Source organism: Streptomyces sp. NPDC017676 (genome assembly GCF_044329325.1).
GTDB lineage: Bacteria > Actinomycetota > Actinomycetes > Streptomycetales > Streptomycetaceae > Streptomyces.
In genome coordinates this window covers 61,539-75,587 of sequence record NZ_JBIRJA010000014.1, presented here as the reverse complement: position 1 = coordinate 75,587, position 14,049 = coordinate 61,539, and the positions used below count along the sequence as shown (strand labels likewise).

The window sequence follows — 14,049 nt, the reverse complement described above, 5'->3', positions numbered from 1 at the left end:
GCCATTCCCCTGGCAGCGCCACTCAAGATTCAGGTCTTATAGGATCTCGATTCCCGGCATGCCGGGATCAACCGTAAGTGCATCTGAAGTCTTTGGAGTGACCCGTGGCTGCCAACTGCGACGTCTGCGGCAAGGGGCCGGGCTTCGGCAACAACATCTCGCACTCGCACCGCCGTACGTCCCGCCGCTGGAACCCGAACATCCAGCGTGTGCGTACCGTGGTCGGCGGGACGCCGAAGCGCGTGAACGCTTGCACCTCGTGCATCAAGGCCGGCAAGGTCTCGCGCTGACGCTACAGCTGAGCGCGCGGCCACTGCCTGGTTCGCTGCACTGAGCCGGTCCACCCCCGGGTGGGCCGGCTTTTTGCCGTACCCCGAACGGCCGCCGCCTGCCAGAATCCACGGAATGCGCTTCGGCATCCTGGGCCCGGTCGAGATCCGCACCGACGACGGCACTCCCCTCGACCCCGGCGGTCCCCGGCCCCGCGCCCTGCTCACGCTGCTGCTGCTCGACGCCGGCCGCGCGGTGTCCGTGGAGCGCCTGCTGGACGGCCTGTACGGCGTCGAGCCGCCCGCCGGCGCCACGGGCGCGCTCCAGTCCCAGATCTCCCGCCTGCGCCGGCGTCTCGCGCCGCACGCCGGCGTCGACGCCGTCCCCGCCGGCTACGCCCTCGCCGTCGACCCGGACGCTGTCGACGTCCACCGTTTCGCGCGCCTGGCCGCCGAGGGCCGTACGGCGCTCACCGCCGGCGATCATTCACGGGCGGCGGCCCTCCTGCGGGACGCCCTCGCGCTGTGGCGCGGGCCGGCGCTGCCCGACCTGCCGGACGCGCACGCCGACCGGGCGCGGCTGGAGGAGCTGCGGCTGGCCGTCGTACAGGACCGGATCGAGGCGGAGCTGGAGCTCGGGGGCGGGCCGGAGCTGGTGCCCGAGTTGCGGGCGCTGCTCCGGGAGCGTCCGCTGGACGAACGGCTGTACGGGCAGCTGATGCGGGCCCTGCACGCGGCCGGGCGGTCCGCCGAGGCGCTCGCGGTGTTCGAGGAGGCACGGCGCGGCCTCGCCGACGAGCTGGGCGCCGACCCGTCGCCCGCCCTGTCCGCGCTCCACCTCCAGCTGCTCCGGGACGGCACGCGGACCCCGGCCCGCCCGCGTCTGCCCGCCCAGCTCACCCGCTTCGTGGGCCGCGAAGGGGAACTCGCCCGGATCGACCGCGCCCTCACCGACTCCCGCCTGGTGACGCTGACGGGCCCCGGCGGCGTCGGCAAGACGAGGCTGGCCCTGGAGGCGGCCCGCGCCCGGACCGGCACACCTCCGCCGTCGGCCCGTCCCGCCGACGCCACGGACGTCTGTCTGGTGGAACTCGCGCCCCTCACCGACGGTGCCCGGATCCCGTACGCGGTCCTGGCGGCGCTCGGGGTGCGGGACGGCTTCCGCAGCCCCGCCACGGACGCCCTGGACCGGCTGCTGGCCGCGCTGGCCGACCGTGAGGTGCTGCTGGTGCTCGACAACTGCGAGCACCTGGTCGAGGCCGCCGCGCGCACGACCGCGCTGCTCCTCGGTGCCTGCCCCGGGGTCCGCGTCCTGGCGACCGGCCGGGAGTCGCTGGGCATCACGGGCGAGGTGCTGGTGCCGGTGCCGCCGCTGCCCGAGGAGCCGGCCGTACGGCTGCTGCTGGACCGCGCGCGGGCGGTACGGCCCGATTTCGACGGCCACGCGCGCGTGGCGGAGATCTGCCGGGCGCTGGACGGGCTGCCGCTGGCGATCGAACTGGCGGCGGCCCGGTTGCGCACCCTCTCCGTGGACGAGCTGGCGGATCGGCTGCACGACCGGTTCCGGGTGCTCGCGCGCGGGGACCGGGCCAAGGCGCCCCGGCATCGCACGCTGCGCGCGGTGGTGGAGTGGAGCTGGGAGCTGCTGGACTCGGCGGAACGGGACCTGGCGAGCAGGCTGACCGTCTTCGCGGGCGGGGCCACGCTGGACGCCGTGGCGGCCGTCTGCGGGGTGCCGTACCCGGAGGATCCGCTGGCGTCCCTGGTCGAGAAGTCGTTCCTGGAGGTGTCCGACGGGCGCTACCGGATGCTGGAGACGATCCGCGCCTTCGCCGCCGAGTCACTCACGGGTCACCGACAGCCGGACGGCACGCCCGCCGACCCCCGGCAGCCGAACACCACTGCCACCGACCCCCGGCACCTGGGCGCCACGCCTACCAGGCTCCGGCACCCGGGCACCGCCCCAACCGGCCCTCAAGCACCCGGCACCATGCTCCCCGACCTCCGAGAGCCCGGCACCACGCCCGGCGACCCCCAAGAGCCCGGCACCGCGCCCGCCGAACCAGCCGTCGGCCTCCGCCGGCTGCGCGCCGCCCACGCGGCCTACTTCCTGCGGCTGGCCGAGCACGCCGAGCCGCTCCTGCGCGGTGGCGGGCAACTGCCCTGGCTGCGGCGGCTGGCCGCCGAGCAGGGCAATCTCGACGCGGCCCTGCGGTATCTGACCGGGACGGCTCCGCGGGACGCCCTGCGGCTGACGGCCGCGCTGACCTGGTTCCGGCGACTGCGCGGCCTGCACGGCGACCGGGTGCCGGGCGCCCGGGCCCTGCTCGCCGCGGTCGGCGAGGAGCCGCCGCCCGGCCTGGCCGAGGAGTACGCGCTGTGTGTGATGAACGCGGTCTCCGGGCGCGGTGACGACCCGGCGGACCCCGGCCTGATCGACCGCGCGGCCACCCTCATGGCCTCGCTGGACAGCCCGCTGCGGCTGCCGTTCACGGTGATCCTGTGGTCCCTCACGGGCGGCCCCCAACTGAGCGTGGACGAACGCGTGCGCGTGCAACTGGACCGGGAGCCGTGGGGCCTGGCCCTGCTGGAGCTCGGTCTCGCCTACCAGGCGCTGTTCACGGGGAGGGCCGCCGACGCGGAAGCGCGCTTCACGCGCGCGTGGAAGGGTTTCCAGGGGACGGGTGACCGCTGGGGCATGGCCAACTGCCTCGACCCGCTGGGCGGGTTCGCGTACGGCCGGGGCGCGTACGGCAGGGCGCTGGCCCTGCTGGACGAGGGACTGGTGCACGTCCGGGAGCTGGACGCGCCCGAGGAGACCGCCGATCTGCTGCGCACGCGCGCGGTGGTGCTGCTCGCCCAGGGTGCCTCGGAGGAGGCGGTCGCGCACTTCACGCGCTCCGGTGACCTGGCCCGTGCCGCCGGGGCGACCGACAAGGTGGCCGGTGCGCTGCGCGGGCTGGGGGACGCGGCCCGGCGGAGCGGCGACACGGCACGCGCACGCGTGCACTACGAGAACGCCCTGGAGGCCTGCGCGGCCACCTGGTTCAGCGTGGGCGAGACGGCGCGGATCCTGATCGGGCTGGGCCGTACCGCCGCCGCCGAGGGGAACACGGATGCCGCCCGGGACTGGCTGGCCCAGGCCCGCGCGCAGGCCCTGGAGTCCTCCGACGGGCTCCTGCTCGCCGATGTCGCCGACACGCTCGCCGCCATGGCCCCGCGGCCGGAGCGGGCGGCCGAACTCCTCGGTGCCGCCGCGGGGCTGCGCGGCGCTCCCCTGCCCGGGGACCCGGACGTGGCGCGGACGACGGAGGACACGCGCGCGTGCCTGTCCCCCGAGGCCTACACCCGCGCCTACGAGCGGGGCCGGCACCTGCGGTCGGCGGCGGTCAGCGAACGGTAAGGGCACGGTGAGCGGAGCCCCGGACAGTGGCCGGCATGACGCAGACACAGCACCTGGGCCACCTGTCCGTCCTGATCTCCGGCGCCAGCGTCGCCGGCCCCGCCCTCGCCCTGAACCTGGCCCGCTACGGCGCCCGGGTCACGGTCGTGGAGAAGGCGCCCGCCCTGCGCGCCGGCGGCTTCGCCGTCGACTTCCGGGGGCACGTGCACCGTAGGGTCCTCACCGCGATGGGCATCTGGGACGACGTGCACGACCACCAGACCCGCATGGGCCCGCAGAGCGTCGTCTCCGCCGACGGCACCCCGCGCGTGAACCTGCCCGCGGAGATGATGAGCGGCGATGTGGAGATCTTCCGCGGCGACCTGGCCCGGATCATGTACGAGCGGACGAAGGACGCGGTGGAGTACGTCTTCGGCGACTCCGTCACGGCGCTGACCGACACCCCGGGGGGCGTCGAGGTCGCGTTCGAGCGGGGCGCGCCGCGCCGCTTCGACCTCGTCGTCGGCGCCGACGGCCTGCACTCGAACACCCGCCGCCTGCTCTTCGGCGACGAATCCCGGTACCTGCGCTTCCTCGGCCACTACGTGGCCGGCTTCACCCTCCCCAACCACCTGGGCCTGAACCGCACCGGCCGCCTCTACAGCGAGCCAGGCCGCTGTGTCGGCATCAGCAACTACGACGGCGACCCGGAGCGCGCCGGCGCCCTGCTGGTCTTCCGGTCCGAGCGGCTGGCGTACGACCGCCGGGACGTCGCGGCGCAGAAGCGGATCCTCGCCGAGCGGTTCGCCGGGACGGGCTGGGAGACGCCGGCCGTGCTGAAGGGCCTCGCGGAGGCGGACGACCTGTACTTCGACGCCATCGCCCAGATCCACGTCGACCGTCTCGTCAAGGGCCGGGTGGCGCTGCTCGGGGACGCCGGGTACGGGGCGACGATGGGCGGCATGGGCACGGGTGTGGCGATCGTCGGCGCCCATGTCCTCGCCGGTGAGCTGGCACTGACGGGCGGCGACCACCGGGTCGCGCTGGCCGCCTACGAGAGCCGCGTCCGGGACTTCGCCAGGGGCTGCCAGAAGATCTCCGGCAACGCGGGGCCGTTCTTCGCCCCGGCCACCGAGCGGCGCATCCGCAGCCGGGACCGGATGTACCGGCTGCTCGGCTCCCGGCCGCTGGCCGGCTTCTTCAAACGGCTGACGGAGAAGGCGGCGACCGCGATCGAGCTCGGGAACTACCCCGCCTGACCTCGGCGAGCACCCCGCCCGCTCCTCAGAACGTGCCCCGCCTGAGCGCCCACCCGTGGTCCACGGGCCCGATCCCCGCGCCGAGGGCGAATCCGGCGGCGATGGCCCCGGTGACGTACTCCTTCGCCGCCGCGACCGCCTCCGGCACGGGCTGTCCCTGGGCCAGGCCGCAGGCGATGGCGGAGGCGAGGGTGCAGCCGGTGCCATGGGTGTGCCGGTTGTCGTGCCGGGGCGCCCGCAGCAGATGGACCTCGGAGCCGTCGGTGAGCAGGTCCACGGCGTCCCCCGCCAGGTGTCCGCCCTTGACCAGCACCCAGCGCGGCCCGAACTCCAGCACGGCCGCGGCGGCCCGTCGCAGATCGTCCTCCGACTGGACGCGAACGCCGGTGAGTTGGGCCACCTCGTCAAGGTTCGGGGTGGCCACGGTCGCCACCGGCAGCAGCTTCGTCCGTACGGAGTCCAGGGCGGAGGCGGCCAGCAGCGGGTCGCCGTGCTTGGAGACGCCGACCGGGTCGACCACGGCCGGCGCGTCCGTGCCGGAGATCAACTCCGCGACCGCCTCGACCAGTTCCGCGGAGGCCAGCATGCCGGTCTTCACGGCCTGGACGCCGATGTCGTCCACGACGCTGCGGTACTGGGCCCGGACCGCCTCCACGGGCAGTTCCCAGGCACCCTGCACGCCCACGGAGTTCTGCGCGGTGACGGCGGTGAGCACGCTCATGCCGTGCACGCCGAACGCGAGCATCGTCTTCAGGTCGGCCTGGATGCCGGCGCCGCCGCCGGAGTCCGAGCCGGCCACGGTGAGCACCCTGGGCGGCGCCGCGGAGGTGCTCATGACTCGATGTCCCCGAAGTGGTCCCAGCCGCCCTTGCTGGTCCAGGGCGCCCCGTCGACGGTCACCTGGGGCAGCGCGGAGGGGTTGAGGACCTCGCCGATGACCTTCCAGCGGGCCGGGAGCTTGGCGTCCGGCGGGAAGGTGGCCACGATCGCGTGGTCCTCTCCCCCGGTCAGCACCCACTGGAGCGGGTCCACGCCGACGGCCTGTCCGATGTCGTTCATCTGCGTCGGGATGTCGATCGCGCCGGACCGGATGTCGATACGGACCTTGCTGGCCTCGGCGATGTGCCCGAGGTCGGCGATCAGACCGTCGCTGACGTCGCACATCGCGGTGGCGCCGAGCGCGGCGGCGGCCGGGCCCGCGTGGTACGGCGGCTCGGGGCGCCGGTGGGCCTCCACGAAGGCGCGGGGCGAGCGGAAACCGCGGGCGAGCACCGCGTACCCGGCCGCGGACCAGCCCAGCCAGCCGGTGACGGCCACGAGGTCGCCGGGCTGGGCACCCGCGCGCGTGACGGGCTCGTGGTTGCGCAGATCGCCGAGCGCGGTGATCGACACCATGATCGTGTCGCCGCGTACGACGTCCCCGCCGACCACGGAGGCGCCGGCGACCTGGCACTCGTCACGCAGGCCGTCCATCAGCTCGGTCGGCCAGGTGACCGGCAGTTCCGCGGGGACGACCAGGCCGAGCAGCAGCGCGGTCGGTACGGCGCCCATGGCGGCGATGTCCGCGAGGTTCTGCGCGGCGGCCTTGCGGCCGACGTCGTAGGCCGTGGACCAGTCGCGGCGGAAGTGCCGGCCCTCCAGCAGGATGTCGGTGCTCGCCACCACCCGCCGGTCGGGCGCGGCGACCACCGCGGCGTCGTCGCCGGGGCCGACCCGGACCGCCGGGGTGGTGGTGAGACGGGAGGTCAGCTCCCGGATGAGCCCGAACTCACCTAGCTCACCCACTGTGCCCTTCATTGCCTCAAGCCCCTTCTGTGCCTTGCCACGCCCGGTCGCGCGTCACCAGTGTCCCCGATACGGTCGAGGTGACCGTCAACTTCCGTCGTGCCTGCACCCTGGCGCGCAAGCCCGGTTCCCGCAGGTCTCCCCTCGGGGAGCGGCGACGCGATACCGTGGCGTTCCTTTTCCCCACATGATCCTCGTGGCCGCCCTGGAGGTTCCGTGGTACAGGCGTACATCCTGATCCAGACGGAGGTCGGCAAGGCGTCGACCGTCGCCGAGACGATCAGCAAGATTCCCGGAGTGATCCAGGCCGAGGACGTGACCGGGCCGTACGACGTCATCGTGCGCGCCCAGGCCGAGACGGTCGACGATCTCGGCCGCATGGTGGTCGCCAAGGTCCAGCAAGTGGACGGCATCACGCGCACCCTGACCTGTCCGGTGGTGCATCTGTAGCCCCCGTCTACGCTTGGCCGGTGAACATCTTCCGTCACCGGCCTCTCGCCCTGATCGCGCCGGCTCTGCTCATCGCGGTCACGGGCTGTTCCACGGCGGACGACAGCGACACCGTGGCGGTTCCCACCCCCGACGCGCGGACCGCGCCGCTCTGCCGGGACCTGGACAAGGTCCTGCCGCGGACGGTGGACGGGCAGACCCGCGCCGACCCCGAGCCCCGGTCCGCCTACACGGCGGGCTGGGGAAGCCCGGCGATCATACTGCGCTGCGGCATCGTCCGGCCGCCGAAGATGGTCGATGCCAAGGTGGCGCAGGGCGACGACCCGAACGCGATCGGCGGCGGGGTGAACGGCGTCGACTGGCTGATGGAGAAGCAGGGCGACGGCACCTGGCGGTTCACCACGTCCAATCGCCGGGCGTACGTGCAGGTGACCCTGCCGAAGAAGCTGTCCGGGCCGGACGACAGCGCCCAGGTGATGATGGACCTGGCCCCGGCCGTGAAGAAGGCGATCCCGAAGGGGATCGCCTCCATGCGGGGATGAGACCTGACGGGGTCAGCGCAGTCCCGTCGGGCGGCGCAGCGCCGCCTGCACCAGGCGGTCCACCAGCTCGGGGTAGCCGATCCCGGTCGCCTGCCACATCTGCGGGTACATCGAGATCGGCGTGAAGCCGGGCATGGTGTTGATCTCGTTGATCACGAACTCGCCGTCCTCGGTGAGGAAGAAGTCCGCGCGGACCAGGCCCTCGCAGGAGGTCGCCTCGAACGCCTCGACGGCGAGCCTGCGCACCTCGGCGGTCTGCTCCTCGGTGAGCGGGGCCGGGACGATGCCGGGCGTGGAGTCGATGTACTTGGCCTCGAAGTCGTAGTACGCGTGCGCCTCCGGCGGCGGGATCTCGGCCGGGACGGAGGCGCGCGGGCCGTCCTCGAACTCCAGGACGCCGCACTCGATCTCACGGCCGCGTACGGCCGCCTCGACCAGGATCTTCGGGTCGTGGGCCTGCGCCTCGGCGATCGCCTCGTCCAGGCCGGACAGGTCGTCGACCTTGGTGATGCCGATGGACGAGCCCGCGCGCGCGGGCTTCACGAACAGCGGCCAGCCGTGCTCGCCGGCGAAGTCGATGATCTTCTTGCGGGCGGCGGACTCGTCCTGGGCCCATTCGCGGGGCCGGATCACCAGGTACGGGCCGACCTTGAGCCCGTAGGAGGTGAAGATCCGCTTCATGTACTCCTTGTCCTGGCCGACGGCCGAGGCGAGCACGCCGGAGCCGACGTACGGCACTCCGGACAGCTCCAGCAGGCCCTGGAGGGTGCCGTCCTCGCCGTAGGGGCCGTGGAGCACCGGGAAGACCACGTCGACCTCGCCGAGCGCCTTGGGCACGGAGCCGGGCTCGCTGTAGACGACCTCGCGGTTCGCCGGGTCGACGGGGAGCACCACGCCGCCCTCGTGCGACTCCGCCAGCTCCGCGACGGTGGGGGTGCGGCGGTCGGTGATGGCCATCCGCTCCGGCTCGTCGGCCGTCAGCGCCCAGCGGCCGTCCGCGGTGATGCCGATCGGCAGGACGTCGTACTTCGTCCGGTCGATGGCCTTGAGGACGGCGCCGGCGGTGACCACGGAGATCCCGTGTTCGGAGCTGCGCCCGCCGAACACGACGGCCACGCGCGGCTTGCGCGACGGCTGCTCAGGGCTCTGGGGAAGGTTCTCGGTGCTCATATCGCGTTGAGAGTACCCGGAGGTAGCGCCCAAGTCAGCGCGCGCTCCCGGGCCGTCGCTCAGCGTCGCACGGACGGTCGCTCAGTGTCGTCCCCGACACCGCCCGAACGGCCCCGGCACCTTCCCGAGCTCGGCGTCTCGCGGCCTCGGCGCCACCGGCCCCGGCGCCTTCCCGGCTTCGCCGCTCCGGCCTCAGCGCCTTCCCGGGCCCGACGTCTCCCGGGCTCAGTACCTCCCCGGGCAACGGCTTCCGGGCCCGGCCCCCTCAGCCCGACGCCCCCGGCCTCGGAGCCACCCGGCCTCTGCGTCCCCTCCGAACTCAGTGCCTCTCGGGCTTGGCGCTGCGTGCCATCAGTTCCTTGAGCGCGACGACCGGTGACTTGCCCTCGTGCACGATGCTGACGACCGTCTCGGTGATGGGCATGTCGACGCCGTGCCGGCGGGCCAGATCCAGCACGGACTCGCAGGACTTGACGCCCTCGGCGGTCTGCTTGGTGACCGCGATGGTCTCCTCCAGGGTCATGCCCTTGCCGAGGTTGGTGCCGAAGGTGTGGTTGCGGGACAGCGGCGAGGAGCAGGTGGCCACCAGGTCGCCCAGGCCCGCGAGTCCGGAGAAGGTCAGCGGGTCGGCGCCCATCGCGAGGCCGAGCCGGGTCGTCTCGGCGAGGCCGCGCGTGATGAGCGAGCCCTTGGCGTTGTCGCCGAGCCCCATGCCGTCGGCGATGCCGACCGCGAGCCCGATGACGTTCTTGACCGCGCCGGCGAGTTCGCAGCCGACCACGTCGGTGTTGGTGTACGGCCGGAAGTACGGCGTGTGGCAGGCCCCCTGGAGCCGCTGGGCGACCGTCTCGTCGGTGCAGGCCACCACGGCCAGGGCGGGCATGCGGGCGGCGATCTCGCGGGCCAGGTTGGGTCCGGTGACGACCGCGATCCGGTCGGCGCCGACCTTGGCGACGTCCTCGACGACCTCGCTCATCCGCATGGTGGAGCCGAGTTCGACGCCCTTCATCAGGGAGACGAGGACGGTGTCCGGCGCGAGCAGCGGAGCCCACTCGGCGAGGTTGGCGCGCAGTGTCTGGGAGGGGATGGACAGGACCGTGAAGTCGGCGCCGGCCGCGGCCTCGGCCGGATCGGTGGTGGCCCGGAGGTTCTCGGGGAGTTCGACGCCCGGCAAATAGTCGGGGTTGATCCGGGTGGTGTTGATCGCCTCCGCGACCTCCGGCCGGCGGGCCCACAGGGTGACCTCGCAGCCGGCGTCGGCGAGCACCATGCCGAAGGCGGTGCCCCACGAACCGGCGCTGAAGACCGCCGCCCTTACCGGTGCGCTCACTTGCTCTGCCCTTCCACTTGCCGGCCCTCCGCCTGCGCCTGGGTGCGGCGGCGCTGCTCGATCCGCTCGCGGCGCGGGTCGTAGGGCGTCTCGGGCGCCTTCTCGCCGCGGATCTCCTCCAGCTGGCGGGTGATGGCCGCCATGATGACCTCGGTGGCCTCCTTCAGCACCTCCGGGGTCATCTCCTGGTCGTAGAAACGGGAGAGGTCCACGGGGGGTCCCGCGAGCACGTGGTGCGTCTTGCGCGGGAAGATGTTCGGCTTCTTGGCGTACGGCGGCAGCAGTTCGTTGGCGCCCCACTGCGCGACCGGGATGACCGGGCACTTGGTCTGCAGGGCGACCCGGGCGGCGCCGGTCTTGCCGGTCATGGGCCAGCCGTTCGGGTCGCGGGTGAGGGTGCCCTCGGGGTAGAACGCGACGCACTCGCCGCGCTCCACGGCGTCGATCGCGGCACGGAAGGCGCTGAGGGCGTCCGTGGACTCCCGGTAGACGGGGATCTGCCCGGTGCCGCGCATCGCGGCGCCCACGAATCCCTTCTTGAAAAGCCCGCTCTTCGCGAGGAATCGCGGGACCCGTCCGGTGTTGTACTGATAGTGCGCGTAGGCGAAGGGGTCCAAGTGGGAATTGTGGTTCACCGCGGTGATAAATCCGCCCTCGGCCGGAATGTGCTCCATTCCACGCCAGTCCCGCTTGATCAGAACCACCAGCGGCGGTTTGCAGATCACCGCGGCGAAGCGGTACCAGAAGCCGATTCTGCGGCGGGACACAAGGACACCTTCCTCTAGGGCTGCAACCCCGGCGGGGGCCGCACAAGTGTGGCCCCGGGCCGCCGGTCTGTCGAGAACACCGTACGCCCCGCCCCCCACGGCGCCCGATGGCGCGGGGGACAATGAGCGCGACGAGAGAGGGACGGTACGCCGGTGCAGTGGACCTTGGTCATCCCCCTGAAGCCCCTGACGCGGGCCAAGAGCAGGCTCGCGGACACCGCCGACGACGGGGTGCGCCCGGGCCTGGCACTGGCGTTCGCGCAGGACACGGTGGCCGCGGCGGTGGCGTGTCCGGCGGTGTCGGATGTGGCGGTCGTCACGGACGACGGGCTGGCCGGCCGGGAGCTGGCCGCGCTGGGCGCGCGGATCGTGCCGGACACGCCCGGCAGCGGCCTGAACGCCGCGCTGGCGCACGGCGCGGCCGTCGTACGCGCGATCCGTCCCGGCGCCGCGGTGGCGGCCCTGAACGCCGACCTGCCGGCCCTGCGCCCGGCGGAACTGTCCCGCGTGCTGGCGGCGGCTTCGCAATTCCCGCGCGCTTTTCTCGCGGACGCGGCGGCGCTGGGCACGACTTTGCTGGCGGCGGCCGGTGACCGTGAATTGCGGCCGGCGTTCGGCGTCGATTCCCGTTCCCGCCACCGGGCCTCCGGCGCGGTGGAACTCACGCTCACGGGGGTGGATTCCGTCCGCCAGGACGTCGACACGGCCGCGGACCTGCGAGCGGCGCTGACACTGGGCGTGGGCCCACATACGACGGCAGCGTCGGCGGGACTCCTCATCCCGGGCCCCTGAGGCGCCCCGAAGGGGGCGCGGGGTCGTGTCGATGCGGCTGCGCCGCATGGGCGCGAGCAACACGACGGCCCCGCGGCCGGGGTCCGGCCCGCACCCCGACGCGAACGACGGGACGCACTACGCTGGCCGCCATGCAGGCAACCGCGTACACCTACGACCCCGAAACCCGCAGCGGCCAGGTGCTCCTCGACGACGGCACCCCGGTCCCCTTCGACGCGGCGGCGTTCGACCGGGGCGGACTGCGGGTGCTGCGGCCGGGCCAGCGGGTGCGGATCGAGACGGAGTCCGAGGGCGGCGCCCTCCGGATCACCCTCGTAACCCTTCAAACCCTCTGACCGTCCTTACACACACCGCGGGCCGGGCTCCCCAGGGGAGTCCGGCCCGGCGCGTGAATGCCCTGGCGGCCTTACGACGTCGCCTTGCGGGCGGTGGTCTTCTTGGCGGTGGTCTTGCGGGCCGTCGACTTCTTCGCCGGGGCCTTCTTGGCGGTGACCTTCTTCGCCGGGGCCTTCTTGGCCGTCGTCTTCTTGGCGGCGGTCTTCGTCGCGGTGGTCTTGGCGGTCGCCGTGGTCTTCTTGGCGGGAGCCTTCTTCGCCGTGGTCTTCTTCGCGGCGGCGGTGGTCTTCTTCGCCGCCGTCTTCTTCGCCGCGGTACCCGCGGTCTTCTTCGCCGCGCCCGCCGTCTTCTTGGCGGCGGCCTTCTTGCCGGCGGCCTTCGCGATGGTGGGCGGCGGGCCGGACAGGCTGCCCTTCGGCGCCTTCTTGACCGCCACCTCGCCCCCGCGCGGGAGCTTCTTCGAACCGCTCACCAGGTCCTTGAAGCCCTGACCGGCGCGGAAGCGCGGCACGGAGGTCTTCTTGACCCGAACCCGCTCGCCCGTCTGCGGGTTGCGCGCGTAACGGGCGGGGCGGTCCACCTTCTCGAAGGACCCGAAGCCGGTGACGGAGACCCGCTCGCCCGCGACGACCGCGCGGACGATGGCGTCCAGAACATGATCGACAGCGTCGGCGGCCTGCTGGCGGCCACCCAACTTGTCGGCAATCGCTTCTACGAGCTGCGCCTTGTTCACGTCTTCCCCTTCGGAGACATCGCCAGAACGAAAGTGTTCAAGCTTTTTCGCACGTTAGGCAGATATATACCGCAAATCAAACACGAAACGGGCTTATCACCCTTGTGCCGCAACGGACTCGGCTGTCCCGGACGGTTCAGCGGTCCTCTTCGGGGATCCGACCCGCGTCAAGATCCGCCGTGAACCGATCGAGCCGCCTTGCCGCGTCGGCGAGATCGTGCTTGGCCGCGGCCGTAATGACCAGCAGCTTCCGGGTCAGCGCCATCCGTACGCCCTCCGGGACTTGCAGTGCGCGCACCCTTGCGTGCGCTTCCTTGAGCTGGTTCGCGACCGCCGTATAGAGCTGGAGTTGGCCGTCGTGTCCCATGCACAGATTGTGCCATCTGGGGCGAGTTGTCGCCTGCGCAGGGTGCAACTACCGCCTCAAATGGCCTTCCAGGCACTTGCGGAAGACGCGAACACAGCACTCACCTACCCGGGCAACGGCCGTCTTAACGTGGGAAGTTGAGCGGACCAGGGCGGAGTCGCAGGTCCGTTCGGGTGCAGACATGGCTGTACCCCCAATCGTGGCGATCGGGGGTACGGACGAGGTGTTGGAGTGGCCGAAACCTGACCTTCGAAGGCCCGGTCGGCGCCGGATCAGACCGGGAGCGTCCGCGGCTTGTAGGCGGGCCGCCCGGCCTCGTAGGCGGCGATCTCGTCCTCGTTCCGGAGGGTGATGGAGATGTCGTCCAGGCCGTTCAGCAGCCGCCAGCGGGAGTTCTCGTCCAGCTCGAAGGAGGCGGTGATGCCCTCGGCGCGCACCTCACGCGCCTCAAGGTCCACAGTGACCTCAACCGTGGGGTCCGCTTCCGTGAGCTCCCACAGCGCGTCCACGATCTTCTGGTCCAGGACCACCGTGAGCAGGCCGTTCTTCAGCGAGTTGCCCCGGAAGATGTCGGCGAAGCGGGAGGAGATCACGGCCTTGAAACCGTAGTTCTGCAGCGCCCAGACGGCGTGCTCACGGGAGGAGCCGGTGCCGAAGTCGGGGCCGGCGACCAGGACCGTGGCGCCCTGCCGCTCGGGGCGGTTGAGGACGAACTCGGGGTCCTTGCGCCAGGCCTCGAACAGCCCGTCCTCGAAGCCGTCCCGGGTGACCTTCTTGAGCCAGTGAGCAGGGATGATCTGGTCGGTGTCGACGTTGCTGCGGCGCAGCGGGACGGCCCGGCCGGTGTGGGTGGTGAAGGCTTCCATG

At 72.5% G+C, this 14,049-nt stretch carries 15 protein-coding genes; 7 read left to right on the top strand and 8 right to left on the bottom strand.

What is annotated here, in order from left to right:
• Positions 1-104: 104 nt before the first annotated feature.
• From rpmB to ACH4LD_RS28605, 3 genes are all read left to right on the top strand, one after another.
• Complete coding sequence (rpmB, locus tag ACH4LD_RS28615) at positions 105-290, top strand: 50S ribosomal protein L28 (protein ID WP_003993230.1); 186 nt, start codon at positions 105-107, stop codon at positions 288-290.
• A gap of 115 nt (positions 291-405) precedes the next feature.
• Positions 406-3,672 carry a BTAD domain-containing putative transcriptional regulator gene (locus tag ACH4LD_RS28610; protein ID WP_398057176.1) on the top strand — a complete coding sequence of 1,089 codons (3,267 nt, stop codon included), beginning with the start codon at positions 406-408 and terminating at the stop codon, positions 3,670-3,672.
• 35 nt (positions 3,673-3,707) lie between these two features.
• A complete protein-coding gene (locus ACH4LD_RS28605) occupies positions 3,708-4,910 on the top strand; it encodes an FAD-dependent monooxygenase (RefSeq protein WP_398057177.1) in 1,203 nt (400 codons plus the stop codon).
• A gap of 25 nt (positions 4,911-4,935) precedes the next feature.
• Here ACH4LD_RS28605 and thiD read toward each other — a convergent pair whose 3' ends face one another.
• Both thiD and ACH4LD_RS28595 read right to left on the bottom strand, forming a co-directional pair.
• The gene (thiD, locus tag ACH4LD_RS28600) at positions 4,936-5,745 is read right to left on the bottom strand and encodes a bifunctional hydroxymethylpyrimidine kinase/phosphomethylpyrimidine kinase (protein ID WP_398057178.1); all 810 of its coding nucleotides are present in this window, start codon (positions 5,743-5,745) and stop codon (positions 4,936-4,938) included.
• Positions 5,742-6,707 (bottom strand): thiamine-phosphate kinase, encoded by a 966-nt coding sequence (locus ACH4LD_RS28595; RefSeq protein ID WP_103811195.1) that lies wholly within the window; start codon positions 6,705-6,707, stop codon positions 5,742-5,744. Before ACH4LD_RS28595 ends, thiD begins: the two co-directional genes overlap by 4 nt.
• A gap of 204 nt (positions 6,708-6,911) precedes the next feature.
• Between ACH4LD_RS28595 and ACH4LD_RS28590 the strand changes: the two genes are divergently transcribed.
• Together ACH4LD_RS28590 and ACH4LD_RS28585 are read left to right on the top strand one after the other, a co-directional pair.
• A complete protein-coding gene (locus tag ACH4LD_RS28590; RefSeq protein ID WP_014675232.1) occupies positions 6,912-7,145 on the top strand; it encodes an Lrp/AsnC family transcriptional regulator in 234 nt (77 codons plus the stop codon).
• A gap of 20 nt (positions 7,146-7,165) precedes the next feature.
• Positions 7,166-7,687 carry a DUF3515 domain-containing protein gene (locus tag ACH4LD_RS28585; protein WP_398057179.1) on the top strand — a complete coding sequence of 174 codons (522 nt, stop codon included), beginning with the start codon at positions 7,166-7,168 and terminating at the stop codon, positions 7,685-7,687.
• 12 nt (positions 7,688-7,699) lie between these two features.
• Here ACH4LD_RS28585 and ACH4LD_RS28580 read toward each other — a convergent pair whose 3' ends face one another.
• The 3 genes from ACH4LD_RS28580 to ACH4LD_RS28570 form a co-directional block, all read right to left on the bottom strand.
• Positions 7,700-8,857: a D-alanine--D-alanine ligase family protein gene (locus ACH4LD_RS28580; RefSeq protein ID WP_398057180.1), complete on the bottom strand. Its 1,158-nt coding sequence runs from the start codon at positions 8,855-8,857 to the stop codon at positions 7,700-7,702.
• Between the two features lie 319 nt (positions 8,858-9,176).
• On the bottom strand, positions 9,177-10,187 hold the full coding sequence (locus ACH4LD_RS28575) for an NAD(P)H-dependent glycerol-3-phosphate dehydrogenase (RefSeq protein ID WP_132788860.1): 1,011 nt from the start codon (positions 10,185-10,187) through the stop codon (positions 9,177-9,179).
• Positions 10,184-10,954, bottom strand: a complete 771-nt coding sequence (locus tag ACH4LD_RS28570; protein ID WP_398057181.1) for a lysophospholipid acyltransferase family protein — start codon at positions 10,952-10,954, stop codon at positions 10,184-10,186. The genes ACH4LD_RS28575 and ACH4LD_RS28570 overlap by 4 nt, the downstream gene beginning before the upstream one ends.
• 153 nt (positions 10,955-11,107) lie before the next feature.
• Between ACH4LD_RS28570 and cofC the strand changes: the two genes are divergently transcribed.
• On the top strand, positions 11,108-11,746 hold the full coding sequence (gene cofC, locus ACH4LD_RS28565; protein WP_398057182.1) for a 2-phospho-L-lactate guanylyltransferase: 639 nt from the start codon (positions 11,108-11,110) through the stop codon (positions 11,744-11,746).
• A 131-nt stretch (positions 11,747-11,877) separates the two neighbouring features.
• Positions 11,878-12,081, top strand: coding sequence for a hypothetical protein (locus ACH4LD_RS28560; protein WP_398057183.1), 204 nt, complete (start codon positions 11,878-11,880; stop codon positions 12,079-12,081).
• Between the two features lie 71 nt (positions 12,082-12,152).
• Here ACH4LD_RS28560 and ACH4LD_RS28555 read toward each other — a convergent pair whose 3' ends face one another.
• From ACH4LD_RS28555 to leuD, 3 genes are all read right to left on the bottom strand, one after another.
• Positions 12,153-12,815 carry an HU family DNA-binding protein gene (locus ACH4LD_RS28555; protein WP_103811201.1) on the bottom strand — a complete coding sequence of 221 codons (663 nt, stop codon included), beginning with the start codon at positions 12,813-12,815 and terminating at the stop codon, positions 12,153-12,155.
• A gap of 136 nt (positions 12,816-12,951) precedes the next feature.
• Positions 12,952-13,182, bottom strand: a complete 231-nt coding sequence (locus ACH4LD_RS28550; protein ID WP_398057184.1) for a hypothetical protein — start codon at positions 13,180-13,182, stop codon at positions 12,952-12,954.
• 272 nt (positions 13,183-13,454) lie between these two features.
• Positions 13,455-14,048 carry a 3-isopropylmalate dehydratase small subunit gene (leuD, locus tag ACH4LD_RS28545; RefSeq protein WP_398057185.1) on the bottom strand — a complete coding sequence of 198 codons (594 nt, stop codon included), beginning with the start codon at positions 14,046-14,048 and terminating at the stop codon, positions 13,455-13,457.
• Between the last annotated feature and the right edge of the window lies 1 nt (position 14,049).